Raw genomic sequence first — 25,951 nt, forward strand, 5'->3', positions numbered from 1 at the left:
GTGTCAAGAAAGGAGCGCGCCAGTCTTCAGCGGCGTACCGCGCAGGAAGTCCGCGGCCTTCATCCGCGCCTTGCCTTCGCGCTGCAGTTCCAGAATCCGGATCGCGCCGCCGCCGCAGGCAATGGTCAGGCGGTCGTCGAGCACCTCGCCCGGCGCGCCAGAACCATCAGCCGGTTCGCAGCGCAGGACCTTGATCCGCGCCGGCTCGTTCTCGCCGGCGATCTCGCACCAGGCGCCGGGAAACGGCGACAGGCCGTGAATATGCCGCAGCACTTCTCGTGCGGGCCGCTTCCAGTCGATCCGCGCCTCGGCCTTGTCGATCTTGGCGGCGTAGGTCACGCCTTGCTCGCTTTGCTTGGTGAGTTGCAGCCCGCCGCGCTCAAGCCCGCCCATCGCGCGCACCATCAGGTCGGCGCCGAGCGGCGCCAGCGCGTCGTGCAGGTCGGCCGCCGTCATGCTGTCCGTGATCGCCAGGCGTTCCGCCATCGCGACATCGCCGGTGTCGAGGCCGACATCCATCTTCATCACCATCACGCCGCTCTCGGCGTCGCCGGCCATGATGGCCCGATTGATCGGCGCGGCGCCGCGCCAGCGCGGCAGCAGCGAGGCGTGCAGGTTGAAGCAGCCGTAGCGCGGCGCGTCGAGAATCGCTTGCGGCAGGATCATGCCATAGGCGACCACGACGGCCGCATCGGCATTGTGCGCACGGAATTCGGCGAGCGCTTCCGACGTCTTCAAGGTCGCGGGCGTCAGCACGGGAATGCCGAGCTGGCGCGCCTCATGCTCGACCGGGGTCGGCTGCAATTGCAGTCCACGACGGCCACCGGGCTTCGGCGCGCGGGTATAGACGGCCACAACCTCGTGGCCGTGGGCGACGAGCTCCAGCAGCGTCGGCACCGCGAAATCTGGCGTGCCCATGAAGATCAGGCGAAGTGGCATGACGAGAGATTACCTGCGTTAGCCGGAGTTTAATCGTCATGGCCGGGCGTGTCCCGGCCATCCACGTCTTTGGCGCAGCGAGAAAGGAAGGCGTGGATGCCGGGGACAAGCCCGAGCATGACGGCTGAGAGAATTTGCGAATTTACTCCGCCGCGCGCTTGGCGGCCTTGGTAAACTTCTTCAACACGCGGTCGCGCTTCAGCTTCGACAGATAGTCGACGAACAGCACGCCGTTGAGATGGTCGATCTCGTGCTGGATGCAGGTGGCGAACAGCCCGTCGGCGTCTTCCTCGTGCACCTTGCCGTCGAGATCGGTGAAGCGGATACGCACCCGCGCCGGACGCTCGACTTCCTCATAATATTCGGGAATCGAGAGACAGCCCTCCTCGTAGACCGACAATTCCTCGGAGGAGGAGATGATCTCCGGGTTGATGAAGACACGGGGCTTCGGCTTGGTTTCGCCGTTCTCGTCTTTCTTGGCGAGGTCCATGGTGATCAGCCGCAAGGGTTGCGCGACCTGGATCGCCGCCAGCCCGATGCCGGGCGCGTCGTACATGGTCTCGAACATGTCGTCGGCGAGCTTGCGGATTTCCGTCGTCACCTTTTCGACGGGTTTGGAAACGAGCCGCAACTGCTTGTCCGGCAGGATGATGATTTCTCTGATGGCCATGATTTTTCCGAACCATGATCCGATGCGAACCGGATCAAGATTCATCTCTTTGTTTGAGCATGATCTTTCGGAAAACCGGCTTCCGCTTTTCCGGATCACGCTGGTGTCCTGCGCGCGATTTAAGCCGCTGATTTGCCGGGGTCAATGCGCCCAGGAGCCCGTTAAGGCGGCCTTAACCATGATTTTTAAGGCCGCGTTAACCACGAAAATTAGTCCATCATTTACCATAAATGTTCCCTCTTCGTTCGCGAATGGCACCGAATCGGGCTACAAGGCTGACATGAACGAAATCCTTTTCATCGTCGGCGATCTGCCGATTCACGCCGGCGAAGCGCTGGCAGGCTTCGGCGCGCTGGCGCTCGTGCTGCTGCTTGCCATTGCCATCGTTATCGCCCGCTCGGGGCGCCGCGGCGCGGAACTGGCGATGGCGCAGGCGATCCGCGCCGACGAACTGGAAGAGCGGCTGAGCGAAATGCTGCGGGCGCAGAGCGAATCGACCGGCCGGGTCGATGCGATGGCGCAGGCGCTCGCCGGCCGCCAGGCCGAGATGGCGCGCGCGGTCAATGAGCGGCTGGATTCGGTGACGCACCGTGTCGGCCAGTCGATGGAAGCGACCACGCGCCATACCATGGATAGCCTACGCGTACTGCATGAGCGGCTCGGCATCATCGACAATGCGCACAAGAACCTCACCGACCTGACGTCGCAGGTCACAACGCTGCGCGACGTGCTCGCCAACAAGCAGTCGCGCGGCGCGTTCGGCCAGGCGCGGATGGAAGCGATCGTGCAGGACGGCATGCCGCAGGGCTCTTACGAGTTCCAGTACACGCTCTCGACCGGAAAACGGCCGGACTGCGTGGTGTTCCTGCCCGATCAGCGCCCGCTTTGTATCGATGCGAAATTTCCGCTGGAAGCGATGACCGCGCTGCACGACGCGCGCACCGACGAGGAGCGCAGATTCGCCAGCCAGCGCCTGCGCAACGACGTGATGAAGCATGTCAGCGACATTGCGGAAAAATACCTGATCACCGGCGAGACCCAGGATACCGCGCTGATGTTCGTGCCGTCGGAATCGGTCTATGCCGAAATCCATGACGGCTTTGACGACGTGATCCAGAAGGCCTATCGCGCCCGCGTGGTGCTGGTGTCGCCCTCGCTGTTGATGCTGGCAATCCAGGTGATGCAGCAGATCCTCAAAGACGCGCGGATGCGCGATGCCGCCGACCAGATCCGCACCGAAGTGCTCAATCTCGGCGACGATCTCGGCCGCCTGCGCGAGCGCGTGCTCAAGCTGCAAAAGCATTTTGGCGACGTCAACGAGGATGTGCGACAGATTTTGATCTCCGCCGACAAGATCGAAAAGCGCGCCGGGCGGATCGAGGAACTCGATTTCAGCAAGACGGATGCGCCGGTGGAAGCTCCGCGTGTGGTGAAGGGCGGAACAGCCGAGTTGTTCCCGGTGCCACGCAAGCTGCAGGCGGGGGAATAGTTTCTTCCCTTCTCCCCTTGTGGGAGAAGGTGCCTTCCCGAAGGGAAGGCGGATGAGGGGTTCTTTCCGCGGAGACAGACCCCTCACCCGTCTCGAATGAGCTACGCTCATCCGATCCACCCTCTCCCACAAGGGGAGAGGGGAAGTGGCACCGAATCTCTGCTAACACCCCTGCATGACCGCACCTGAAACCACATCCTCCGCAACAGCAACGCCTGCCCCCTCTTGGCGCGATGCTTGGGCAGTGTACCTCCAGCCGCGCGTGCTGATCGTGCTGATGCTCGGGTTTTCGTCCGGCCTGCCGCTGGCACTGTCAGGATCGACGCTGCTGGTATGGATGCGGGAATCCGGCGTGGATCTCGGCACCATCGGGCTGTTCGCGCTGGTCGGCACGCCCTACACGTTGAAATTTGTCTGGGCGCCGCTGGTCGATGCGCTGCATGTGCCGGTCTTCACGCGCGCTTTCGGCCGACGGCGCGGCTGGCTGGTGTTCTCACAATTGCTCCTGATCGGCGCGATCCTGCTGCTGGCGCTGACCGACCCGGCGCGCTCGCCGCTGTTCGTGGCGCTCGGCGCGCTGCTGGTCGCGACGATGTCCTCCACGCAGGACATCGTGGTCGATGCGTTCCGCGTCGAAAGCCTGCCCGAGAGCGAACAGGCCGCCGGCATGGCCTCCTATGTCGCGGCGTACCGGATCGGCCTGCTGGTATCGACCGCCGGCGTACTGTTCCTGGTGAGTGCGTTCGAGGACACCGGCATCGGCCGCAACGCGGCGTGGATGTGGGGCTATGTTGTCATGGCCGCGCTGGTGCTGATCGGCACCATCACCGCGCTGGCCGCCACCGAGCCCGAACAATCGGTGCGCGCGGAGGCCAAGACCCGCGGCGAGGCAGCTTTCTCGCGCGTCATGCATGCGGCCGTCGGCGCGTTCTCTGAATTTCTGGCCCGCAAGTATGCCTGGGTGACGCTGGCCTTCGTGGTGCTGTTCAAATTCACCGACGCATTTTCCGGCACGATGACCGCGCCGTTCGTGATCGACCTCGGCTTCACGCGCAACGACTACGCCGCCATCGTCAAGGGCGTCGGCCTTGTCGCGACCTTGATCGGCGGATTTGCCGGCGGCTATCTGGCGCGGCGCTATTCGCTGGTCGCAAGCCTGTGGATCGGCGGCGTGCTGCAGGCGATCTCCAACCTGGTGTTCGCGTGGCTTGCCTATGTCGGCGTCAATCAATGGGCGCTGGCGGCCGCCATCTCGGCGGAAAATTTAACTGGCGCGATCGGCACCGTAATCTTCGTCGCCTATCTCTCGGCGTTGTGCCAGAACCCGCTGCACACCGCGACCCAGTACGCGCTGCTCACCGCCCTGGCCGCCGTCGGACGCACCTATTTGTCCTCCGGCGCCGGCTATGTGGCGGAGACGACGGGCTGGCCGCTGTTCTTCGTGATCTCCGTCCTGGTCGCGGTGCCGAGCCTGATCCTGTTGGCCTGGCTGCAGCGGCGGGGGCATTTTGAGGCAGTGGGGACGGTAAGGGTTTAATTCTCTGTCGTCCCGGCCTTGAGCCGGGACCCATACCCACCGATCCCGATTGTTGAACTCCAATGGAGCTCCAGCGCATTCTAACCACACACATTCGTGGTTATGGGTCCCTGCGTTCGCAGGGACGACCAAAAGATTCCAGCGCAGACTAACTCAATGCTTCGTAACCACGCTCCACTTGGTGATGACGGCTTCGCTCATCTGCCCGGCGTCCTGCGCGCAGGCGACTTCGTCGACCTTCACGGAAATTTCCTTGCCGATGAAATTTTTCAGTTGCGCGGCCTGGGCGTCGCTGCTGGTGACGAGCTGGAAAGTCTCAGGTCCGGTTTCGAGATTGCAGAGCCCGTTCGGCGGCGGCAGCCGGCGCGGTTCGCTGGTGATCTGGTAGGTCGCGGCGCGCTTGCTCTTCTTGCCGCCCTTCATGGCGTTGAGCTCGCCGGACAGGACGTCGCCGGCATTGATCGGCTTGCCGGGCTTCGGCGCCGGCTCGGCCTGTTGCGCCCACGCGGAAGGGGCAGCCAGGGCCACCGCCATCATGAACACAAAACAAGAGCGCTTGCCGAATCGTGGTTTCGTCATGTCGGTCAGTTCCGTTATGTTGGCTAGAATAGCGTTCGCTGCCGCATGGCAGCCGATAGCGTACCTTCGTCGAGATAATCAAGCTCGCCGCCGACAGGTACGCCGTGGGCAAGCCGGGTTACCTTGACGTTGGCGTCCTGCAGGAGATCGGTGATGTAATGGGCGGTGGTCTGGCCATCAACGGTCGCGTTCAGCGCCAGAACGATTTCGCCGACTTGTGATTCGTGCGCGCGGGCCACCAGCGCGTCGATGGTGAGATCCTGCGGACCGACGCCGTCGAGCGGCGACAATGTGGCGCCGAGCACATGATAGCGGCCGTTGGTCGCGTTCGCCCGTTCCAGCGCCCAGAGATCAGCGACGTCGGCGACCACGACGATGGTCGAGGGATCGCGCCGCGGGTCGGTGCACACCGTGCAGGGATTTTGCGTGTCGATATTGCCGCAGGTCTTGCAGACCTGAATCTTGTCGATCGCGACCTGCAGCGCGCCGGCAAGCGGCGTCATCAGCGCCTCGCGCTTCTTGATCAGGTGCAGCGCCGCGCGCCGCGCCGAGCGCGGGCCGAGGCCCGGCAGGCGTGCCAGGAGCTGGATCAGGCGTTCGATTTCAGGGCCGGCAACACTTGCTGCCATTTCAGCCGAGACCAAGTCCGGGCGGCAGGCCGAGCCCGCCGGTCAGCGTCTGCATCTTTTCCATCGCCGCGGTTTCCGCCTTGCGCCGCGCGTCGTTGTGCGCGGTCACCAGCAGATCCTCGAGCACCTCGCGCTCCTCGGCCTTCATCAGCGACGGATCGATCCTCACGCCCTTCACTTCCATTTTCGCGGTCATGCGCACGGCAACCAACCCGCCGCCGGAAATGCCCTCGACCTCGAGATTGCCGAGCTCTTCCTGCATCGCCTGCATCTTGGATTGCAGCTCCGCTGCCTGCTTCATCATGCCGAGAAAATCAGCCATTTATCCGTCCTCTCGAGAGTCCGATCAGTCGTCGTCGCCGTCGGAAGTCTCGTTCAAGTCTTCAGCGATAATATCCGATTCCGGCGGCTCGGCGGCAAGCCGGCGCACCTCGACCACCTTGGCGCCGGGAAATCGCGTCAGCACCTCCTGCACGCGCGGATCGGCCTCCGCGGCACGTGCGTGCTCGTTCCTTGCCTGCTCGTTCTGCGAGCGCAGCGTCGGCTGGCCGGCCTCGTTGGAGACGATCACGGTCCAGCGCCGCCCGGTCCATAGTTCCAGCTTGCGGGAGAGTTCGTTGACCATCCCCCGCGCGGCGTTGCGCTCCAGCGCAACCTCCAGCCGCCCGTCCTCGAAACGAACGAGGCGCATATCGGATTCCAGTGCCGTCTTGGTCAGGATATCGCGTTTCTCGCCGGCCAGCGCCACGAGCTGCGGAAAGGTGGTGATCCGCAGGACCGGCGCGGACTCGGTTTGGGCCGACGGCGCCGCCATTTGCGGGCGCGCGGACGCTTCCGCGCCGGAGCGGGGCGATGCAGGCGTCCGCATCGGCGAAGCGGCAGAGATTGAAGATACCGGTGTGGTGGGCGCGGCACGCGCCGGCGCTACGCCGCCGGAGGCAATCTGCGCTCCCCCGCCGTTCTGGTCGAGCATCCTGATCGCTTCGTCCGGCGTTGGCAGGTCGGCGACATAGGCGATGCGCACCAGCACCATTTCGGCAGCCGCCGCCGGCCGGGTCGCGGCCTGCACCTCGGTGATGCCCTTGAGCAGCATCTGCCACATCCGCGACAGCACCCGCATCGAAAGTTTCGCGGCGAATTCGCGGGCGCGCACGCGCTCGGTTTCGCCGAACGCAACATTGTCGGCGGTGGCGGGGACGATCTTCACGCGGGTGACGAAATTGACGAATTCGGCGAGATCGGACAGCACCACCACAGGATCCGCGCCGACGTCGTATTGGCTGCGGAATTCACCAAAGGCGCTGGCGATATCACCGCGCGCCAGATGCTCGAACAGGTCGATCACCCGGGTGCGGTCGGCCAGACCCAGCATCTGCCGGACGGCGTCAGCCCGCACGGGGCCGGCGGCATGGGCAATCGCCTGGTCGAATAGGGAGAGCGAATCGCGCACCGAGCCTTCCGCGGCGCGCGCGATGATGCCGAGCGCCTCGGACTCGACCTCGACGCCTTCCTTTTTCGCGATGTTGGAAAGGTGGCCCATCAGCACATCGGCCTCGACGCGGCGCAGGTCGAACCGCTGGCAGCGCGACAGCACCGTAACCGGGACTTTGCGGATTTCCGTGGTGGCGAACACGAATTTGGCGTGCTCGGGGGGCTCTTCCAGCGTCTTCAGGAACGCGTTGAAAGCCGCCGTCGACAGCATGTGGACTTCGTCGACGATGTAGACCTTGTAGCGGGCGCTGGCCGGCGCATAGCGCACGCTGTCATTGATCTGGCGGACGTCGTCGACGCCGGTATGGGATGCGGCGTCCATTTCCAGCACGTCCATGTGCCGGCTTTCCATGATCGCCTGGCAGTGCACGCCGAGATCAGGCATGTGGATGGTCGGCCCCTTCACCGACCCATCAGGCTTTTCGTAGTTGAGCGCGCGGGCAAGAATCCGCGCTGTGGTTGTTTTGCCGACGCCGCGGACGCCGGTCAGGATCCAGGCCTGCGGAATTCGCCCGGTTTCGAACGCATTCGAAACGGTGCGGACCATCGCCTCCTGGCCGATCAGGTCGTCGAAACTGGAAGGGCGGTATTTGCGTGCCAGCACCCGGTAAGGCTTGGCCGTCTCGTCCTGGCCGCCGAGCTCGAAACCGCTCTGGCCGGCGCCGTCTGACTTGTCGGGGGGAGCGCCAGCATCACTCATCGGTCGATCCGCAATTGATTGTCTCTCGGGGCCGGCTTGCGGAAAGGAACGAAATCAGCCGCAAGGCGCGGACCTTTCCGCCCTCCTTGCGCGATTCGCTCGAAAAACAGGTAGGAGACTGACGAGCGACCCGATCCGAACCTCGTTAGGGCTGCTTCCTTCCGGACCTGACCCGGTTGGCGAGTGGCTCGTCCACCGCCAATCTCCCGGTCCTTATTTGGGGCCAAAAGGGCCGGAAAGCAAGCGGGGCTTTCCCTGTAATACTCCGCGTTTCCCTGTCATACCCCGCGAAGGCGGGGTATCCAGTACGCCGCGGCCTAACAGTAAAAACGGAAGGGGCTGCAACGTACTGGATCATCCGTTTTCGCGGATGATGACACCTTGGTATGAAACCTGAAGTGCCCACAGAAGGCACTTTTATCGGCCCGACATGGATCGGGCATGGGAACTCTTGATGCCCTCTGACGCCTCCGCCTGGTCGCTGCATTCCCAGCTCAAAAAGGACACGATCGACATCGGCGACCTGCCGCTGTGCAAGGTGCTGGTCATCAAGGACGCGCACTATCCCTGGCTGCTGCTGGTGCCGCGCCGGGAGGGTGCGGTGGAAATCATCGACCTCGACGAGGTCGCGCAGGCGCAGCTGATGGCCGAAATCTCCCGGGTTTCGCGCGCCCTGAAGGAAATCACCAAATGCGACAAGCTCAATGTCGCGGCGCTCGGCAATCTGGTGCCGCAGTTGCATGTCCACGTCATCGCGCGGCGCACTAGCGATGCGGCCTGGCCGCGCCCGGTCTGGGGCGTGATGCCGCCGCTGGCGCATGACGCCGAGGAAGTACAGAATTTCATCAACGCGCTTCGCCGCAAGATCTGGTTGGGTTGAAAGATGTCCGCATTCGACAAGTATCCACTGGGGAAGCCCGCTTTCGTCACTCATATTCTGGATCGCGCCGCGCATCTGCGTACCAATGACGAAAAACTGTTCGCGCTGGAGGGCCAGCGCAACGCCGGCGCCTATGTGATCTACCGCGACTCGCTTCTGGTGAGGCAGGAGGCGAATGGGCCGCGCGCGCTGCTCAGCGTCGAAGAGGCCGTGAAGCTCGGCGCCAATCCAGGCACGATCTTTTTGGGCTTGCGCGACGGCGCGCCGATTTTCGGCATGGGCATTTCGGCCACGGCCGTCGAGAAGCTCATGACGCGCGACGACGTCGCCGTCACCGAACTGCGCGGCATGGCGATGCAGGGCACGGTGCCGCCCGAACAACTCTCCGCCATCGCCATGGCGAAATCGATGGTGACCTGGCATCAGCGCCACGGCTTCTGCGCCAATTGCGGCACGCGCACGGCGATGAAGGAAGGTGGCTGGAAGCGCGAGTGCCCGAGCTGCAAGGCCGAGCATTTCCCGCGGACCGATCCGGTCGTGATCATGCTGGTCACACACGGCGATCGATGCCTGCTCGGCCGGCAGAAACAGTTCATGGCCGGGATGTGGTCGTGTCTGGCCGGCTTCGTCGAAGCGGCCGAAACCATCGAGGATGCGGTCTGCCGGGAGATTTTCGAGGAATCCGGCATCCGTTGCACCGATGTCAGCTATTACATGACGCAGCCATGGCCGTATCCGTCATCGCTGATGATCGGGTGCTCCGCGCGTGCGCTCAACGAGGATATCGTGGTGGACCGCGCCGAACTCGAGGACGCGCGCTGGTTCAGCCGGGACGAGGTCGCATTGATGCACCGGCGCGAACATCCTGACGGCTTATTTGCGGCGCATCCGTTCGCGATTGCGCACCATCTGATCGGACGCTGGGTGCATGGGGGAAAAGACATCGGCGCATAGCGGGAACCGTCCATGGACCAGTCGATTAACTCGGGACCTTGGTTCCGGCTGAGGGCGGAGCCAACATGACGGATCCCCAAATGAACTTTCAAGACAATGCGCCCAAAATCCCGCCGCGGATTCTCTGCATTGGCATGCCGGTGCGCGACCTTACCTTCAACACACCCGGTGTCCCCGGCCGTGGTTCCAAGGAGAATGCGACAGGTTTCGACGAAATCTGCGGCGGCAACGCGTTGAATGGCGCGATTGGCATCGTGAGGCTCGGCGGCCGAGCCTCGATCTGTGGGCCGATGGGTGATTCCAAGGAGATGTCCAGTCGTTTCATCTTCGAGCAGATGGCGCATGAGGGCATCGAAACAAAACACCTCATTCACATGCCGGGGCTGGTGACGCCGATATCAGCGGTTATGATCGACCCTTCCGGCGAGCGCACGATCGTTACGTTCCGCGATCCGAACTTGTGGCATGTGAAATTGCCTGATTTCGATACGCTGCTGCACGATTGCGCCGCCATTCTCACCGAGAGCCGTTGCGCGGAATTCTGCACCGAGCTTTGCGCCGAGGCCGTCCGCCGCGGCATTCCCGTGGTCGTGGACGTCGATCGGGCGATGTCGCTCCGCGAAGGCCTGCTGAACGCCTCCACGCACCTCGTGTTCTCCAGCGAGCCGCTGCAGGAAACCGCCGATGTTACCGACGATGCCCAGGCCTTGAAGAAAATCGCCAAACTGACCCCGTCCTTCCTGGCGGGAACCCGGGGCCCGAGGGGCACGATCTGGCTCGACGAGAACGGGGAGATCCAGGAAACCCCGGCCTTCCCGGTGCATACGGTGGACACCCTCGGTGCCGGCGATGTGTTCCACGGCGCATTCGCCCTGGCCATCACCGAAAAACAGGAGTTGCGGCAGGCGCTTCGATTCGCCTCCGCCGCCGCAGCGCTGAAATGCACCCGTTTCGGCGGCGCCTTCGCAGCCCCCCAACGTGCTGAAGTTGAAGAGTTTTTGAGCCATGGTCAGCCCGCAGACCAGACTTCGGCCGGTTACTAGCGGGGCTTGCTATAGAAGAATTTTCTATATATGAGGGGATAGAACCTTTTATATGGAACATTCTTCTCATGACCGATCTAGCCGTTCAGCTCCCTGAAGCCAACCGCCGCCTTGATGCCATCGACCGCAAGATCCTGACCGTGCTGCAGGAGGATGCCTCCCTGTCCGTTGCCGAGATCGGGGACAGGGTCGGTCTGTCGTCGACGCCGTGCTGGAAGCGGATCCAGCGGCTGGAGGCCGACGGCGTGATCCTGCGCCGGGTAGCGCTGGTCGATCAGAACAAGATCGGGCTCGGCATTTCGGTGTTCGTCTCGGTCGAAAGCAATGATCACTCCGAAGCCTGGCTAAAAACCTTCGCTAGCGCGGTCAGCGCCATGCCCGAGGTGATGGAATTCTACCGGATGGCCGGCGATGTCGATTACATGCTGCGCGTCGTGGTCGCCGACATGGCGAGCTACGACGTGTTCTACAAAAAGCTGATCAGCGCCGTGCCGCTGAAGAACGTCACCTCGCGCTTTGCGATGGAGAAGATCAAGTCGGTGACGGCGCTGCCGGTGCCGGCGGCGTAGGGCAGATTCAGCGATAATGGCCGTCATTCCGGGGCGATGCGCAGCATCGAACCCGGAATCTCGAGATTCCGGGTCTGGCGCTTCGCACCATCCCGGAATGACACTCCCTCAAATCTTCTGATTGTACTCGCCGACTTCGGGATGCGTGCGCAGCACGGAATCCATTGCCTCGAACATGTCGCGCATGCGCGCTTCGCTCACCGGGCTCTCGACCACCACCACCAGCTCAGGCTTGTTCGATGACGCCCGCACCAGGCCCCAGCTTCCGTCCTCGACGGTCACGCGCACGCCGTTGACGGTGACGAGATCGCGGATCTTCTGGCCCGCAACCGTATCGCCCTTCTTCTGCAGCGTCTCAAAGTGCTTCACCACGGCGTCGGCGACGCCGTATTTCGCCTCGTCGGCGCAATGCGGCGACATCGTCGGCGATGACCAGGTTTTCGGCAACGCGTCTTTCAGATCGGCCATAGACTTGTCCGGCGCACGATCGAGCATCTCGCAGATCGCAATCGCCGACACGAGACCATCGTCATAGCCGCGGCCGAACGGCTTGTTGAAGAAGAAGTGGCCGGATTTTTCGAAGCCTGCCAGCGCGCCCATCTCATTGGTGCGGCGCTTCATGTAGGAATGGCCGGTCTTCCAGTAGGCCGTCTTCGCGCCCTGCTTCTGCAATATCGGATCGGTCACGAACAGGCCGGTCGATTTCACGTCGACGACGAACTGCGCATCCTTGTGGATCGCCGACATGTCCCGCGCCAGCATCACGCCGACTTTGTCGGCGAAGATCTCCTCGCCGGTATTGTCGACCACGCCGCAGCGGTCGCCGTCCCCGTCGAAACCTAAGCCGACATCGGCCTTATGCTTGAGCACCGCATCGCGGATCGCGTGCAGCATCTCCATGTCTTCGGGATTCGGATTGTATTTCGGAAAGGTATGGTCGAGCTCGGTATCGAGCGGAATCACTTCGCAGCCGATCGCTTCCATCACGCCAGGCGCGAACGCGCCGGCCGTGCCGTTGCCGCAGGCGACCACGACCTTCAGCTTGCGCTTGAGTTTTGATCGCTTGGTGAGATCGGCAATGTAGCGCGCCGGAAAGTTCTCGTGGAATTGATAGGAGCCGCCGGCCTTGTTCTTGAAATCGGCGTTGAGCACGATTTGCTTCAGCCGTGTCATTTCGTCGGGACCGAAGGTCAGCGGACGGTTGGCGCCCATCTTGACGCCGGTCCAGCCATTGTCGTTATGCGACGCCGTCACCATCGCGACACAGGGCACGTCGAGATCGAACTGCGCGAAATAGGCCATCGGCGTCACCGCAAGTCCGATGTCATGCACCTTGCATCCCGCCGCCATCAGGCCGGAAATCAGCGCGTATTTGATCGAGGCCGAATAGCCGCGGAAATCGTGACCGGTAACGATTTCTTGTTTGACGCCGAGTTCCGTAATCAGTGCGCCGAGCCCCATGCCCAGCGCCTGAATACCCATCAGGTTGATTTCCTTCTCGAACAGCCAGCGTGCGTCGTATTCGCGAAAGCCGGTTGCCTTCACCATCGGCCCGGATTCGAACTCATATGTATTCGGAACCAGCATGGATTTGGGCTTCGGGAACATGGGGAGGCCTTGTCAAATAAAATGCGAGGGAACACCGCAGCCTTAGCGAATGCGCCGGCCCGGCGATAGACGGGACCGCGCTTTGTGGCGGCTAATTGCGGCGGATTGGTAACCGAGAAACCTTACTGTTCCAGCACCAGCCTGCCGTTGGCGTATTCGAAGCGCTTCAGCTTCGACAGGAACGACAGGCCGAGCAGGTTCTCCGATAGCGCCTCATCCGGCAGCACCACGGCGTCGACGTCGCGCACCACGAGACCGCCAAGCTCGATCATGGCAAGCCGCGTGCGCGCGGCCTTGATGGTGCCGTTGGCGGTGGTGACGGTCGCGTTGTAGTCGCTGCGCGAGGGACGCAGGCCAAAGCGCGCCGCGGACTTTTCGTTCAGCGCCACCAGCGAGGCGCCGGTGTCGATCATGAAGTTGACGCGCTGGCCGTCGATATGGCCGTCGGTCTGGAAATGGCCTCGCGCGTCGCGGGGAATGTTAAGACTACGACCAGAGGAGGCTTGCGCGACCGTTTGCGTAGGAGCCGTTTTCGGCGATGCGCTGGCGGACGCCGGCGCTGGCGACATCTGGTCCGCCATCTGCGCCATGTAGGTGCCGAGGCCGGCCAGAGCGGCGGCAAGGATCATCAGGTTACGCATTACGCCACACTCGCTTACCAGACCGCCGATATCACCACGCCGGCCGCCAAGCCGCGACTAACGGAGGCGGCCAAGGCCGCCATTTTCGCGAAAAGGATGAGTGAAGCGTTAACGCGAGGCCGTCATACGCGGGCTCGACCCGCGTATCCGTCAATCTTCGATAGATGACTTTCTCAGAGGGGATGGATTGCCGGGTCAAGCCCGGCAATGACGACTCTAGTGCCCTCACGTCCCCCGTGGCTTGACCCGCCGGGTCGGCAGCGCGGTCGCCGGGTCTTCCGGCCAGGGGTGGCGGGGATAGCGGCCGCGCAGGTCGGAGCGCACGGCCGCATAGCTGCCGCGCCAGAAGCCCGGAAGATCGCGCGTCACCTGCACCGGGCGCTGCGCCGGGGACAGCAACTCCAGCACCAGCGGCACGGCGCCTTTGGCGATCGAGGGATGGGTGTTGAGCCCGAACAGTTCCTGCAGGCGCACGGCGATGGTCGGACCCTGCTCGGCCTCGTAGTCGATCGCCAGCATTGTGCCGGTCGGAGCTTCGAAATGCGTCGGCGCTTCGCGCTCCAGCCGCGCACGCAACTCCCACGGCAATAGCGCCATCAGCGCGTCGGAGAGATCACCGGGGGAAAGCTCCTTCAGCGAGGTCTTGTCGTATAGCGCCGGCACCAGCCAGTTCTCGCCGTCGGCGGCGAGTACCGCATCCGACAGATCGGGCCAGCTATCGCCTTCCGCCTTGCGCAGGAACATCACGCGGTCGCGCCATTGCTTCAGGGATTTCGACCACGGCAGCTTGTCGAGTCCTGCGGCAATCAAACCCGCGGCGAAGATGCGCGCGGTCTCTGCCGAGGGCGATAGCGCAACCGGTACCTCCGACAGCGTGATCGCATGCAGCGTCCGCTTGCGGCGCCCGCGCAATGCCATGGCGCTGCGATCGAACGAAATCTCCTCCGTGTCCTCGATCTGGTCCGCAAAGCGCGTTTCGATATCTTCTTGCGCGATCGGCGCCGCCAGCAGAATGCGCCCCTGGGCTGCAGTGCCGGTCAGTTCGGCGACCGCGATATAGGGCGTGCGCGCCAGCGACGAGGTCTGCTCGACGGCGGCGCCACGGCCATTGGCGAGCACGAAACTGCCATTGCCGCGATTGCGCGCGACGCGGTCGGGGAAAGCGAGCGCCAGCATGGTGCCGGTGGAGGGCGAGGTATCCTCGCCGGACGGCCCTTCCGTCGCCGCCACCTGCTGTGCCAAGCGCTGCGCGAGACTGCGGGCGCTACTGGCGCGCGGCGAGCGGTCGCGGCGGAACTGGTCGAGCCTGTGGTCGAGATCGACGCTGTCGCCGCCGAGGCCGCGTTCGGTCAGGATGGCGGCGATTTCGGCGGCCTCCTCGCCCGTCCCCAGCCGGTGCGAATCCACGATCATGCGCGCCAGCCGCGGCGGCAGCGCCAGCGCACGCAAGCTTTGGCCTTCCGCGGTGATCCGGCCGTCCGAATCGAGCGCGCCGAGTTCGTGCAGCAGGCTATTGGCTTCCTTCAAGGCCGGCGCCGGTGGCGAATCGAGAAACGCCAGCGTCGCGGGATCGCTGACGCCCCATTCCGCGAGATCGAGCACCAGCGAGGAGAGATCGGCCGAGAGAATTTCGGGCTGGGTGTAGGCCGCGAGCGAAGCGGTCTGCGGTTCGTCCCACAGCCGGTAGCACACGCCGGGCTCAGTACGGCCCGCGCGGCCGCGGCGCTGATCGACCGCGGCGCGCGAGGCGCGCACCGTCTCCAGCCGCGTCAGGCCGATGTCTGGCTCATAACGCGGCACCCGCGCGAGACCGGAATCGACGACGATGCGGACGCCCTCGATGGTCAGCGAGGTCTCGGCGATCGAGGTCGCCAGCACGACCTTGCGTTGGCCCTTCGGCGCCGGCGCGATGGCGCGGTCCTGCACGGCGGCGTCGAGCGCGCCGAACAGCGGTACGATCTCGACGCTCGCATCATGAACCCGCTCGCTGAGAAAATTCTGCGTGCGGCGGATTTCGGCAGCGCCCGGCAGGAAGGCCAGCACCGAGCCGGGATCGGCGCGCAGCGCGGTTGCGATTGCATCAGCCATCTGCCGCTCGATGGGCGCATCCGCCTTGCGGCCGAGATAGCGCGTCTCGACCGGAAAGGCGCGGCCCTCGCTGGCAACCACCGGCGCGTCGCCGAGCAATTTGCCGACCCGCGCGCCGTCCAGCGTCGCCGACATCACCAGGATGCGCAAATCCTCGCGCAGGCCGGTCTGCGCATCGCGGGCCAGCGCTAAGCCCAGATCGGCATCGAGCGACCGCTCGTGAAACTCGTCGAACAGCACCGCGGCGACGCCGGATAGTTCGGGATCGTCGAGAATCTGGCGCGAGAAGATTCCCTCGGTGACCACCTCGATCCGCGTCGCGCGCGATATCTTCGAGCCGAAGCGAACGCGATAGCCGACGGTCTCGCCGGCGCGCTCGCCAAGCGTCCGCGCCATGCGCTCGGCGCTGGCCCGCGCCGCGATCCGCCGCGGCTCCAGCATGATGATCTTCTTGTTTCTCAGCCAGGGCGCGTCGAGCAGCGCCAACGGCACCCGGGTGGTCTTGCCGGCGCCGGGAGGGGCCACCAGCACCGCGGCATTGGTTGCCGCCAGTGTGCGCCCGAGTTCATCGAGCACGGCGTCGATCGGGAGGGGCGTAGCGAAGCTGCGGGGCAATTACGGCTCGCATCATTGGCGCTTTCCCCTCTCCCCTTGTGGGAGAGGGTGGATCAATCGCGCGGACAGCGCGATTGAGACGGGTGAGGGGTCTTTCTCCGCGGATAGAGACCCCTCATCCGCCTTGCCTTCGGCAAGGCACCTTCTCCCACAAGGGGAGAAGGGAAGGAAGATCAAGTCGTCACGCGCCCCACACTCTCATAGATAAACCCGTGCGCGGCCATGTCCTCGGGCCGGTAGATGTTGCGCAAATCCACCACGACGGGCTGCGCCATCACGCTCTTGATCCGGTCCAGATCGAGCGCGCGGTATTGCACCCACTCGGTGACGATCACCATGGCGTCCGCCCCCTTCACGCATTCATAGGGGTCGGCGCAATATTCGATCTCGGGCAGTTCCTTCTTCGCCGGCTCCATGCCGACCGGATCGTGTGCGCGCACTTTTGCGCCCATGTCGAGCAACCCCGTGACCAGTGGGATTGACGGCGCCTCTCGCATGTCGTCGGTATCCGGCTTGAACGTCAGGCCGAGCACCGCCACGGTCTTGCCGCGCAGGCTGCCGCCGGCTGCATTGGAAACCTTGCGCGCCATCGCCCGCTTCCTGATGTCGTTGACGCCGAGCACGGCCTCGACGATGCGGAGTTGCACATCATGGTCCTGTGCGATCTTGACCAGCGCACGGGTATCCTTTGGAAAGCACGAGCCGCCGAAGCCCGGGCCGGCATGCAGGAACTTCGAGCCGATGCGGTTGTCGAGACCGATGCCGCGCGCGACCTCCTGCACGTCTGCACCAACTTTTTCGGAGAGATCCGCCATTTCGTTGATGAAGGTGATCTTGGTGGCGAGGAACGCGTTCGCCGCGTATTTGATCAACTCCGCGGTGCGCCGCGCCGTGAACATCAGCGGCGCCTGGTTGAGCGAAAGCGGCCGGTAAACGTCGCCGAGCACCTTGCGCCCGCGCTCGTCCGAGGTGCCGACCACGATACGATCGGGGAATTTGAAGTCGCGGATCGCGGCGCCCTCGCGCAAAAACTCCGGATTGGAGGCGACCACCACGTCGGCCGACGGATTGGCTTCGCGGATCAGCCGCTCGACCTCATCGCCGGTGCCGACCGGCACGGTCGATTTTGTCACCACGACCGTGAAGCCCGACAGCGCAGCCGCGATCTCGCGCGCGGCGCTGTACACGTAAGTGAGGTCGGCATGACCATCGCCGCGCCGTGACGGCGTGCCGACCGCGATAAACACCGCGTCGGCTTCCGCAACCGGCGCAGTCAGGTCGGTGGTGAAATCCAGCCGCTTGGCCTTGACGTTGGACGCCACCAGCGCGTCGAGCCCGGGCTCGAAGATCGGGATTTCGCCTCTGCGCAGGGCTTCGATCTTGCCGGCATCCTTGTCCACGCAGGTGACCTGGTGGCCGAAATCGGCAAAGCAGGCGCCGGATACCAGCCCCACATAGCCCGTGCCAATCATGGCGATTCGCATGAAATCAATCCGTGTTTGATGGTTAACGCCAATCCCGATTTTGCGGGCGTCTTAGAGCATTTTTCGAAAAAGGGGAAACCGGAAAAAGTACAGAAAGCCGGCATGTCATTTGTATGAATAAAGGAGAAAGCAACGGATCGGGCCGAAGATGCGGCCACGTCGCGCCGAAAAGGGACACCGATGACTTTAAACGGGACATCCGCCGTCACCCAACGTTCCACCCGCATCGACTGGGTGGACTACGCCAAGGGTATCTGCATCGTCATGGTGGTGATGATGCATTCGGTGCTCGGCGTGGAAAAGGCGGCCGGCGACACCGGTTTCATGCATGCGTTCGTCATGTTCGCCCAGCCGTTCCGGATGCCGGATTTCTTCCTGATCTCAGGCCTGTTTCTCGCCGTCGTGATTGACCGCGACTGGCGCACCTATCTCGACCGCAAAGTCCTGCACTTCGCCTATTTCTATGTGGTGTGGATGACGATCCAGTTCGGCTTCAAGGCACCCAGCTTCGCCGCCGAAAGCGGCTGGCGTCATGTCGGCTTGCTGTATCTGGAATCCTTCATCGAGCCGTTCGGCACGCTGTGGTTCATTTATTTGTTGCCGGTGCTCTTCGTCGTCACAAAACTGTCACGCGGCATCCCTCCGCTCGCGATCTGGCTCGCGGCCGCGGCGCTGGAGATGGCGCACACCACGACCGGCTGGACGGCGGTCGACGAATTCTGTGCGCGCTTCGTCTATTTCTATTCCGGCTATCTGTTTGCTTCTTATGTGTTCGCGCTGTCGGATCGTTCACGGGAGAAGCCGGCGCTGGCGCTCATTGGATTGGCGCTGTGGGCGCTCGTCAATGGCGGCCTCGTGATCGCGGACTTCAGCCATTGGCCGCTCATCTCGCTGGCGCTCGGGTTCGCCGGCGCCGGCGCCATCATCGTGATGGGTACGCTGCTGGCGCGCATGCAGTGGCTCAACTTCCTGCGCTATTGCGGCGAGCATTCCATCGTCATCTATCTCGCCTTCTTCCTGCCGATGGCGGTGACCCGAACGTTGCTGCTGAAGACCGGCCTGATCGCCGATATCGGGACGATTTCACTGATCGTGACCGTTGCCGGCGTCGCGGGCGCGGTGGTGATCTGGCGGCTGGCGCTGGCGCTGCGCGCCGACTTCCTGTTCGAGCGCCCCGAGGCCTTCTGGATCGCGCCGAAGAAGGCCGCCCCGGCGTTGCAGCCCGCGGAGTAGGATTCGCCGCATCGTTGTCGTCCCTGCGAACGCAGGGACCCATACCGCGTGATCCATCGATAAGGCAGAGCGGCAGACGCCTTTTCACAAAACATCCGTCTGTGGCTATGGGTCCCGGCTCGCGCTTCGCTTGGCCGGGACGACGATAAATGGTGGGCGACAACCCCAAATTACTACCTCCCGAGGCTGTCAATCCGCGCAAAAATCCCTAAATTTCGGCCATGCCGAAATCAGCCCCCAAAGCCGCCACCAAACCCGCTCCCGCCGCCAAAGCCCCTGCCAAGGCGCCCGCCAAACAGCCTGGCAAGGGCGACCACGTATTCCTGGTCGACGGTTCCGGCTACATCTTCCGCGCCTATCACGCGCTGCCGCCCCTAAACCGCAGATCCGACGGGCTGCAGGTCAATGCGGTGCTCGGCTTCTGCAATATGCTGTGGAAGCTGCTCCGCGAAATGCCGGAGGATAACCGGCCGACGCATCTGGCGGTCGTGTTCGACAAGTCGGAGATCACGTTCCGCAACAAGCTCTATCCCGATTACAAGGCGCACCGGACAGCGGCGCCGGACGATCTGATTCCGCAATTTGCATTGATCCGCGAAGCCGTGCGCGCATTCGACCTGCCCTGCCTGGAGCAGGTCGGCTTCGAGGCCGACGATCTGATCGCGACCTATGTGCGTATCGCCTGCGAGCGCGGCGCCACCGCCACGATCGTGTCCTCCGATAAGGACCTGATGCAACTCGTGACCGATTGCGTCACCATGTACGACACCATGAAGGACCGCCGCATCGGCATCCCTGAGGTGATCGAGAAATTCGGTGTGCCGCCTGCGAAAGTCGTCGAGGTGCAGGCGCTGGCCGGCGATTCCACCGACAACGTTCCCGGCGTGCCGGGCATCGGCGTAAAGACCGCCGCGCAACTGATCATCGAGTATGGCGACCTCGAACAATTGTTGTTTCGAGCCGGCGAGATCAAACAGCCGAAGCGGCGCGAGGCACTGATCGAGAACGCCGAGAAGGCGCGGATCTCGCGGCAATTGGTGCTGCTCGACGACAAGGTCGATCTCGAAGTGCCGCTCGATGACCTCACCGTGCACGAGCCCGACGCACGCAAGCTGATCGCCTTCCTCAAGGCGATGGAATTCTCCACCCTCACCCGCCGCGTCGCCGAATATTCGCAAGTTGATCCCGCCGATATCGAACCGGACGCAGGCAACAAGAGCGGCGCCAGCGTTTTCGCGGTCCCGCCATCAGGCAAGAAGCCGGAGGGTTATGAAGGCGCGACGCTGTTCGATGCCCCCGGCTCCTCTTCCGCGGCCCCCTCAAGCAAGGGAGCGACCGCACCGGCTAAGGGCGCCGACAAGCAGGACAAGGCCGCGAGCCCCAAGGGAGCGCCGATCTCGCTCGCCGCAGCGCGCGCCGAAGCCCTCCGGAAACTGCCGGTCGATCGGACCAGGTACCAGACCATCCGCACGTTCGATGAGCTCAATGCCTGGGTTGCGCGGGCCTATGACGCCGGCACGTTTGCGATCGTCGCCAAGGCAAGCTCGGACGATCCAATGCAGGCCGACATCTGCGGCATCGCGCTGGCGCTGGCGCCAAACGACGCCTGCTATATTCCGCTTACGCACAAGCAATCCGGCGGCGGCGCAGGCCTGTTCGACGCCGGCCTCGCGCCGGACCAGATCACGGCCGCCGAGGCGCTGGCGGCGCTGCAGCCGCTGTTGGAATCGCCGGGCATTCTCAAGATCGGCTTCGACATCAAGTTCAGCGCCGTGATGCTGGCGCAGCACGGCGTCACTCTGGGCAACGTCGACGACGCCCAATTGATGTCGTACGCGCTCGACGCCGGACGCAATTCACATGCGCTGGGGTCGCTCGCCGAACGTTGGTTTGGCCATGCCGTCACGAGCGAAAGCGAGCTAATCGGCAACGGCAAGAACAAGCTGACCTTCGACCAGGTCGCGATCGACAAGGCGACCGCCTATTCGGCCGAAAGTGCCGACGTGATCCTGCGGCTGCATCGTGTGCTGAAGCCGCGCCTGATCGCCGAGCACATGACGACGGTCTATGAGACGCTTGAGCGACCGCTGGTCAGCGTGCTGGCGCGGATGGAACGGCGCGGCATCTCGATCGATCGGCAGGTGCTGTCGCGGCTGTCCGGCGATTTCGCCCAGACCGCGGCGCGCGTCGAGGCCGAGCTTCAGGAGATCGCGGGCGAGCCGATCAATGTCGGCAGCCCCAAGCAGATCGGCGACATCATCTTCGGCAAGATGGGAATACCCGGCGGCACCAAGACCAAGACCGGCGCGTGGTCGACCTCGGCACAGATACTCGACGAACTCGCCGAGCAGGGCCATGAGTTTCCAAAGAAGATCCTGGAATGGCGGCAGGTGTCGAAGCTGAAGTCGACCTATACCGACGCGCTGCCGGCATACGTACATCCGCAGACCCACCGCGTGCATACGACCTACGCGCTGGCCGCGACCACCACGGGGCGGCTATCGTCGAACGAACCGAACCTGCAGAACATTCCGGTTCGTACCGAGGACGGCCGCAAGATCCGCCGTGCCTTCATTGCGACGCCCGGACACAAGCTGGTGTCGGCGGATTACTCGCAGATCGAACTACGGCTGCTGGCCGAGATCGCCGACATCCCCGTGCTGAAGCAGGCGTTCCGCGACGGGCTCGACATTCACGCCATGACGGCGTCTGAGATGTTCGGCGTGCCGATCAAGGACATGCCGGGCGAGGTGCGCCGCCGCGCGAAAGCGATCAATTTCGGCATCATCTACGGCATCTCGGCGTTCGGTCTCGCCAACCAGCTCGGCATCGCCCGCGAAGAAGCCTCCGCCTATATCAAGAAGTATTTCGAGCGCTTTCCGGGCATCCGCGCCTATATGGACGAGACGCGGGATTTCTGCCGCACCAACGGCTATGTCACGACGCTGTTCGGGCGGAAGATGTACTACCCGGACATCAAGGCATCCAACGCGTCGGTCCGCTCCTTCAACGAACGCGCCGCGATCAACGCGCGCCTGCAAGGCTCCGCCGCCGACATCATCCGCCGCGCCATGATCCGCATGGAAGATGCGCTGGCGGAAAAGAAGCTCTCGGCGCAGATGCTTCTACAAGTTCATGACGAACTGATCTTCGAGGTGCCCGACGACGAGGTGGCGGCGACGCTGCCGGTGGTGCAGCACGTCATGCAGGACGCGCCGTTCCCGGCGGTGGTGCTGTCGCTGCCGCTGCAGGTGGACGCGCGAGCGGCGAATAATTGGGACGAGGCGCATTGAGAGCTGCCTCACGCGGCGCTCCTTAACCTCTCCCCGCAAGAGCGGGGCGAGGGAGCGCACCGCCGATGCAGCCTTATGCAAATGTCCTCGGAGCAATATACGAAATGACATCGCGGGTCCCCGCACGTTAGAAACGTGCACACCCCTCCCGCGAGTCCCCCATGCCTCACATCACAACTCTACTCGGCTTCGCCCTGGTCTCGCTCGGCATGGTGCTGACGCCCGGGCCGAACATGATCTACTTGATCTCGCGCTCGATCACGCAAGGGCCGGCAGCGGGGATCGTGTCGCTCGGCGGCGTCGCCCTCGGCTTCGTGTTCTACGTGCTGTGCGCGGCATTCGGTATCACGGCGCTGTTGTTCGCCGTGCCTTACGCCTACGACGCGCTGCGCTTCGCGGGCGCCGCCTATCTGCTGTGGCTGGCGTGGCAGGCGCTGAAGCCCAACGGGCGCTCGCCGTTTCAGGTGAAGAAGCTCGCGGTCGACGGCCCGCGCAAATTGTTCGCGATGGGGTTCGTGACCAATCTGCTCAATCCGAAGATCGCGATGCTGTACCTGGCGCTGCTGCCGCAGTTCATCGATCCCGCTGTGGGCAGCGTGCTGACGCAGTCACTGGCGCTGGGAGCGATCCAGATCGTCATCAGCGTCAGTGTTAACGCCATGATCGCGCTCGCCGCCGGATCGATCGCGCGCTTTCTCGGCAGGCGGCCGAGCTGGCTCTTGGTGCAGCGCTGGCTGATGGGCACCGTGCTGGCAGGGCTTGCGGTGAAGATGGCGTTCGAGGCGAAACGGGCGTGATCTTTCTTCCTTCTCCCCTTGTGGGAGAAGGTGGCGCGCGAAGCGCGCCGGATGAGGGGTCTGCATCCGCGGAAAGAACCCCTCACCCGTCTCGAATGAGCTGACGCTCATTCGATCCACCCTCTCCCACAAGGGGAGAGGGGAAGTGTGGCCAGCTAATCCAGCTTGGCTTCCATGCCGCGCTTGGTGGCCGGGCGGGCCATCAGCGCGTTGTACCAGCGCTCGACGTTCGGAAAATCCTTCAGCTCCACCTTGTGGCGCGGGTGGCGCCAGGCCCAGCCGAGAATGGCGAAGTCGGCGACCGACAGGGCGTCGGCGACGAATTCGCGCCCCTGCAGCCGCCGGTCCAGCACGCCATAGAGCCGGCGCGTCTCGGCCATGAAGCGCTTCAGGCCGTAGGCGCGGTCGGTTTCATTCTCCAGCGCGATGAAATGGTGCACCTGGCCGGGCATCGGCCCGAAGCCGCCCATCTGCCACATCAGCCATTCATAGACCGGGATACGCTCGGCAAGCGGCTTGGGGAGGAACTTGCCGGTCTTCTCGCCGAGATAGAGCAGGATCGCGCCGGATTCGAAGATGCTGACCGGCTTGCCGCCGGGGCCATCGGGATCGACGATCGCGGGGATCTTGTTGTTCGGGCTCAGCTTGAGAAAACCGGGCGCCATCTGCTCGCCCTTGGTGATGTTCACCGGGATCACCTTGTAGGGCAGTCCCATTTCCTCCAGCGCGACCGAAATCTTGCGGCCGTTCGGCGTGTTCCAGGTGTGCAGCTCGATCGTCATTTACGGTTTCCCCAAAGAGAACTTCGCCGAAGCTTTGGCCCTCCCGTAGCGCGGAACCAAAGGCCGTTACAACCGGTCTTTCCGTATGTCGTCCCTGCGTTGTCCGGGGCCGACGCGGGACATCGTGCCCTGTTGACGACGCCGAATCGGCGCTGGAATGTGCCCGCGAGCGCCGATAGATTGCGGCCCGCCTCAAACCCCGGGATAATCGTCTTGTCGAAATCAGCCTCCCGCGCCCGCCTCGCCGACATCATCCGCAAGCGTTCGTTCGGCCGCGGCGAGATCACGCTGGCTTCGGGCCGCAAGAGCGACTTCTATTTCAACCTCAAGCCGACCATGCTCGACCCCGAGGGTGCGGCGCTCCTGGCCGAACTGACCTATGAGGCGCTAAAGGACGACAGGCTCGATTATGTCGGCGGGCTGGAGATGGGCGCAGTGCCGCTGGCGGGCGCGATCGCGCAGCTCTCCTGGATCAAGGGTCACCCGATCGCCGCCTTCTTCGTGCGCAAGAAGCCGAAGGAGCATGGCGCCCGCCTCGCGGTGGAGGGGCTCGCCACGGGCGAAACCCTGCAAGGCAAGCGCATCGTGATCGTCGAGGACGTCACCACGACCGGCGGCTCGGCATTGAAAGCCGTCGAAGCCGTGCGCGACGCTGGCGGCGAGATCGTGCTGGTGTTGACCATGGTCGACCGCGAGGAAGGCGCCACCGAAACCTTTGCCGAGGCCGGGCTCGAGTTTCGCTCGCTCTACAAGGCCGGCGAATTTTTGAAGGGGTGAGGAGCGCCCTCTACTCCCTCGCCCCGCCCTTGCGGGGTCGAGACGAGCAAAGCTCGCTCTTAGAGGGTTGGGGTGAGGGGCTGCCTCCGCGCGACGCGCATTATCGAGAGACCTGTACGCCCTCACCCGGATCGCAAGGGCGATCCGACCTCTCCCCGCAAGCGGGGCGAGGTAAAGATGGCAGCGCTTCTCGTTCGCAATTCTTTTCAGCCTCTCCAGCCGCGAACACCACTCATTTACCATCCGCCATTAAGGTTACTCCCGACTGAAGCCTATCGCGCTTCAGCGCGTTTGTTGCGTTGGGTGGAGTTGGCGTTGCGTACAGAGTTGGCTTTTTCGCGCGTGCGGCGCCGCGCGGCGTTTGTGGCCGCAGCGACCCTTGCGGGCGCGCTCACGCTGACGCCCGGCAGCGTTTCCGCCGAGGGTCTGTTCGATTTCCTGTTCGGCGGCTTCCAGAAGCAGCAGGCGCGGCAAGCGCCAGCGCAGGCGAACTTCTTCGCCGATCCGTTCGGCATTAATCAACCGGCCCAACCTGCACCGGCGCCGCGTGTCGCAGGCTCCGGGCCTGCCTTCTGCGTGCGAAGCTGCGACGGCAAGTATTTTCCGCTGACCATGCGCGGCAACGCCTCGCCGGTTCAGACCTGCCAGGCCTTCTGCCCGGCGAGCGTCACCAGGGTGTTTTACGGCAGCAACATCGATCATGCGACCGCGAGCAATGGCGAGCGTTATGCCGACAGCGAGAACGCCTACGCCTATCGCAAGGCGCTGAGCGCCGACTGCACCTGCAACGGCAGAAGCCCGTCCGGACTGGCGCCGGTCGATCTCACGCTCGACACCTCGCTGCGCTCGGGCGACGTCGTCGCCACCACCGACGGCCTGGTGGCCTATACCGGCGTTCGCTTAGGGGCCGACCAGACGGCGGAATTCACTCCCGTCGCCTCCTATCCCGGCCTCACGGCAGATGTCCGCGCCCGGCTCGGCGAAATGAAGGTCGCGCCCGTCAGCGCCGAGATGGTCGCCGGCACCGCGCCGCTGCCCGAAGCACGGCGCGACGACGAACTGCCGACCGCCTCGATACCGAAGATCGCTGCGCCGAAGCCGGCGAAGCGGGCGGAAGCGCCATAGGGCACCCGCAGTACGCCGCAGGGCCCAA

General features: G+C 63.9%; 22 protein-coding genes and 1 other RNA gene. 11 read left to right on the plus strand and 12 right to left on the minus strand.

Features of this window, described 5'->3' with window-relative positions:
* Positions 1–3 precede the first annotated feature (3 nt).
* Together fmt and def are read right to left on the minus strand one after the other, a co-directional pair.
* Positions 4–939: a methionyl-tRNA formyltransferase gene (gene fmt, locus GWE18_RS19430; protein WP_275187313.1), complete on the minus strand. Its 936-nt coding sequence runs from the start codon at positions 937–939 to the stop codon at positions 4–6.
* A gap of 142 nt (positions 940–1,081) precedes the next feature.
* Positions 1,082–1,609: a peptide deformylase gene (gene def, locus GWE18_RS19435; protein WP_057852571.1), complete on the minus strand. Its 528-nt coding sequence runs from the start codon at positions 1,607–1,609 to the stop codon at positions 1,082–1,084.
* Positions 1,610–1,889: 280 nt separating this feature from the next.
* On the opposite strand from def, the gene rmuC reads away from it, so the two are divergent.
* Both rmuC and GWE18_RS19445 read left to right on the plus strand, forming a co-directional pair.
* Positions 1,890–3,098: a DNA recombination protein RmuC gene (gene rmuC, locus GWE18_RS19440; protein ID WP_275187314.1), complete on the plus strand. Its 1,209-nt coding sequence runs from the start codon at positions 1,890–1,892 to the stop codon at positions 3,096–3,098.
* A 175-nt stretch (positions 3,099–3,273) separates the two neighbouring features.
* Positions 3,274–4,635: an MFS transporter gene (locus GWE18_RS19445; protein ID WP_275187315.1), complete on the plus strand. Its 1,362-nt coding sequence runs from the start codon at positions 3,274–3,276 to the stop codon at positions 4,633–4,635.
* 153 nt (positions 4,636–4,788) lie between these two features.
* Here GWE18_RS19445 and GWE18_RS19450 read toward each other — a convergent pair whose 3' ends face one another.
* The 5 genes from GWE18_RS19450 to ffs all read right to left on the minus strand — a co-directional run bounded on the left by GWE18_RS19450 (position 4,789) and on the right by ffs (position 8,241).
* Positions 4,789–5,214 (minus strand): hypothetical protein, encoded by a 426-nt coding sequence (locus GWE18_RS19450; protein ID WP_275187316.1) that lies wholly within the window; start codon positions 5,212–5,214, stop codon positions 4,789–4,791.
* 23 nt (positions 5,215–5,237) lie between these two features.
* Positions 5,238–5,843, minus strand: coding sequence for a recombination mediator RecR (gene recR / locus GWE18_RS19455; protein ID WP_057852534.1), 606 nt, complete (start codon positions 5,841–5,843; stop codon positions 5,238–5,240).
* 1 nt (position 5,844) lies between these two features.
* Positions 5,845–6,165 (minus strand): YbaB/EbfC family nucleoid-associated protein, encoded by a 321-nt coding sequence (locus GWE18_RS19460; protein ID WP_275187317.1) that lies wholly within the window; start codon positions 6,163–6,165, stop codon positions 5,845–5,847.
* Positions 6,166–6,189: 24 nt separating this feature from the next.
* On the minus strand, positions 6,190–8,034 hold the full coding sequence (locus tag GWE18_RS19465; RefSeq protein WP_275187318.1) for a DNA polymerase III subunit gamma/tau: 1,845 nt from the start codon (positions 8,032–8,034) through the stop codon (positions 6,190–6,192).
* Positions 8,035–8,144: 110 nt separating this feature from the next.
* Positions 8,145–8,241, minus strand: an RNA gene (gene ffs, locus GWE18_RS19470) — signal recognition particle sRNA small type.
* 247 nt (positions 8,242–8,488) lie between these two features.
* On the opposite strand from ffs, the gene GWE18_RS19475 reads away from it, so the two are divergent.
* The 4 genes from GWE18_RS19475 (at position 8,489) to GWE18_RS19490 (ending at position 11,480) form a co-directional block, all read left to right on the plus strand.
* Entirely contained in the window at positions 8,489–8,914 is a 426-nt protein-coding gene (locus GWE18_RS19475; protein WP_057852536.1) for an HIT family protein, read from the plus strand.
* 3 nt (positions 8,915–8,917) lie between these two features.
* Positions 8,918–9,868, plus strand: coding sequence for an NAD(+) diphosphatase (gene nudC / locus GWE18_RS19480; RefSeq protein ID WP_275187319.1), 951 nt, complete (start codon positions 8,918–8,920; stop codon positions 9,866–9,868).
* An 80-nt stretch (positions 9,869–9,948) separates the two neighbouring features.
* Positions 9,949–10,911: a sugar kinase gene (locus tag GWE18_RS19485; protein ID WP_275187320.1), complete on the plus strand. Its 963-nt coding sequence runs from the start codon at positions 9,949–9,951 to the stop codon at positions 10,909–10,911.
* 68 nt (positions 10,912–10,979) lie between these two features.
* Entirely contained in the window at positions 10,980–11,480 is a 501-nt protein-coding gene (locus GWE18_RS19490; RefSeq protein ID WP_247834171.1) for an Lrp/AsnC family transcriptional regulator, read from the plus strand.
* A 108-nt stretch (positions 11,481–11,588) separates the two neighbouring features.
* On the opposite strand, the gene GWE18_RS19495 is transcribed toward GWE18_RS19490, so the two are convergent.
* The 4 genes from GWE18_RS19495 to GWE18_RS19510 all read right to left on the minus strand — a co-directional run bounded on the left by GWE18_RS19495 (position 11,589) and on the right by GWE18_RS19510 (position 17,916).
* Entirely contained in the window at positions 11,589–13,088 is a 1,500-nt protein-coding gene (locus GWE18_RS19495) for a phosphomannomutase/phosphoglucomutase (protein WP_275187321.1), read from the minus strand.
* 122 nt (positions 13,089–13,210) lie between these two features.
* The gene (locus tag GWE18_RS19500) at positions 13,211–13,717 is read right to left on the minus strand and encodes a TIGR02281 family clan AA aspartic protease (RefSeq protein ID WP_275187348.1); all 507 of its coding nucleotides are present in this window, start codon (positions 13,715–13,717) and stop codon (positions 13,211–13,213) included.
* Between the two features lie 237 nt (positions 13,718–13,954).
* Complete coding sequence (hrpB, locus tag GWE18_RS19505; protein WP_275187322.1) at positions 13,955–16,432, minus strand: ATP-dependent helicase HrpB; 2,478 nt, start codon at positions 16,430–16,432, stop codon at positions 13,955–13,957.
* Between the two features lie 173 nt (positions 16,433–16,605).
* A complete protein-coding gene (locus tag GWE18_RS19510) occupies positions 16,606–17,916 on the minus strand; it encodes a UDP-glucose/GDP-mannose dehydrogenase family protein (RefSeq protein WP_275187323.1) in 1,311 nt (436 codons plus the stop codon).
* 180 nt (positions 17,917–18,096) lie between these two features.
* Between GWE18_RS19510 and GWE18_RS19515 the strand changes: the two genes are divergently transcribed.
* The 3 genes from GWE18_RS19515 (at position 18,097) to GWE18_RS19525 (ending at position 23,239) form a co-directional block, all read left to right on the plus strand.
* Positions 18,097–19,149, plus strand: a complete 1,053-nt coding sequence (locus GWE18_RS19515) for an acyltransferase family protein (RefSeq protein ID WP_275187324.1) — start codon at positions 18,097–18,099, stop codon at positions 19,147–19,149.
* A gap of 221 nt (positions 19,150–19,370) precedes the next feature.
* The gene (gene polA / locus GWE18_RS19520; RefSeq protein ID WP_275187325.1) at positions 19,371–22,442 is read left to right on the plus strand and encodes a DNA polymerase I; all 3,072 of its coding nucleotides are present in this window, start codon (positions 19,371–19,373) and stop codon (positions 22,440–22,442) included.
* Positions 22,443–22,603: 161 nt separating this feature from the next.
* Positions 22,604–23,239 carry a LysE family translocator gene (locus GWE18_RS19525; protein WP_275187326.1) on the plus strand — a complete coding sequence of 212 codons (636 nt, stop codon included), beginning with the start codon at positions 22,604–22,606 and terminating at the stop codon, positions 23,237–23,239.
* A gap of 155 nt (positions 23,240–23,394) precedes the next feature.
* On the opposite strand, the gene GWE18_RS19530 is transcribed toward GWE18_RS19525, so the two are convergent.
* Positions 23,395–24,021 carry a glutathione S-transferase family protein gene (locus GWE18_RS19530; RefSeq protein ID WP_275187327.1) on the minus strand — a complete coding sequence of 209 codons (627 nt, stop codon included), beginning with the start codon at positions 24,019–24,021 and terminating at the stop codon, positions 23,395–23,397.
* Between the two features lie 213 nt (positions 24,022–24,234).
* On the opposite strand from GWE18_RS19530, the gene pyrE reads away from it, so the two are divergent.
* Together pyrE and GWE18_RS19540 are read left to right on the plus strand one after the other, a co-directional pair.
* The gene (gene pyrE / locus GWE18_RS19535; RefSeq protein WP_275187328.1) at positions 24,235–24,798 is read left to right on the plus strand and encodes an orotate phosphoribosyltransferase; all 564 of its coding nucleotides are present in this window, start codon (positions 24,235–24,237) and stop codon (positions 24,796–24,798) included.
* A 315-nt stretch (positions 24,799–25,113) separates the two neighbouring features.
* Positions 25,114–25,923 carry a DUF2865 domain-containing protein gene (locus tag GWE18_RS19540; protein ID WP_275187329.1) on the plus strand — a complete coding sequence of 270 codons (810 nt, stop codon included), beginning with the start codon at positions 25,114–25,116 and terminating at the stop codon, positions 25,921–25,923.
* Positions 25,924–25,951 lie beyond the last annotated feature (28 nt).

The sequence above is a fragment of the Bradyrhizobium sp. CSA112 genome (genome assembly GCF_029051645.1).
Taxonomy (GTDB): Bacteria; Pseudomonadota; Alphaproteobacteria; order Rhizobiales; family Xanthobacteraceae; genus Bradyrhizobium.

Bases quoted from the DNA above. Each gene is read 5' to 3' on its own strand.
- fmt (WP_275187313.1), bottom strand. From the start codon at position 939: ATGCCACTTCGCCTGATCTTCATGGGCACGCCAGATTTCGCGGTGCCG.
- def (WP_057852571.1), bottom strand. From the start codon at position 1,609: ATGGCCATCAGAGAAATCATCATCCTGCCGGACAAGCAGTTGCGGCTC.
- rmuC (WP_275187314.1), top strand. From the start codon at position 1,890: ATGAACGAAATCCTTTTCATCGTCGGCGATCTGCCGATTCACGCCGGC.
- GWE18_RS19445 (WP_275187315.1), top strand. From the start codon at position 3,274: ATGACCGCACCTGAAACCACATCCTCCGCAACAGCAACGCCTGCCCCC.
- GWE18_RS19450 (WP_275187316.1), bottom strand. From the start codon at position 5,214: ATGACGAAACCACGATTCGGCAAGCGCTCTTGTTTTGTGTTCATGATG.
- recR (WP_057852534.1), bottom strand. From the start codon at position 5,843: ATGGCAGCAAGTGTTGCCGGCCCTGAAATCGAACGCCTGATCCAGCTC.
- GWE18_RS19460 (WP_275187317.1), bottom strand. From the start codon at position 6,165: ATGGCTGATTTTCTCGGCATGATGAAGCAGGCAGCGGAGCTGCAATCC.
- GWE18_RS19465 (WP_275187318.1), bottom strand. From the start codon at position 8,034: ATGAGTGATGCTGGCGCTCCCCCCGACAAGTCAGACGGCGCCGGCCAG.
- GWE18_RS19475 (WP_057852536.1), top strand. From the start codon at position 8,489: ATGCCCTCTGACGCCTCCGCCTGGTCGCTGCATTCCCAGCTCAAAAAG.
- nudC (WP_275187319.1), top strand. From the start codon at position 8,918: ATGTCCGCATTCGACAAGTATCCACTGGGGAAGCCCGCTTTCGTCACT.
- GWE18_RS19485 (WP_275187320.1), top strand. From the start codon at position 9,949: ATGAACTTTCAAGACAATGCGCCCAAAATCCCGCCGCGGATTCTCTGC.
- GWE18_RS19490 (WP_247834171.1), top strand. From the start codon at position 10,980: ATGACCGATCTAGCCGTTCAGCTCCCTGAAGCCAACCGCCGCCTTGAT.
- GWE18_RS19495 (WP_275187321.1), bottom strand. From the start codon at position 13,088: ATGTTCCCGAAGCCCAAATCCATGCTGGTTCCGAATACATATGAGTTC.
- GWE18_RS19500 (WP_275187348.1), bottom strand. From the start codon at position 13,717: ATGATCCTTGCCGCCGCTCTGGCCGGCCTCGGCACCTACATGGCGCAG.
- GWE18_RS19510 (WP_275187323.1), bottom strand. From the start codon at position 17,916: ATGCGAATCGCCATGATTGGCACGGGCTATGTGGGGCTGGTATCCGGC.
- GWE18_RS19515 (WP_275187324.1), top strand. From the start codon at position 18,097: ATGACTTTAAACGGGACATCCGCCGTCACCCAACGTTCCACCCGCATC.
- polA (WP_275187325.1), top strand. From the start codon at position 19,371: ATGCCGAAATCAGCCCCCAAAGCCGCCACCAAACCCGCTCCCGCCGCC.
- GWE18_RS19525 (WP_275187326.1), top strand. From the start codon at position 22,604: ATGCCTCACATCACAACTCTACTCGGCTTCGCCCTGGTCTCGCTCGGC.
- GWE18_RS19530 (WP_275187327.1), bottom strand. From the start codon at position 24,021: ATGACGATCGAGCTGCACACCTGGAACACGCCGAACGGCCGCAAGATT.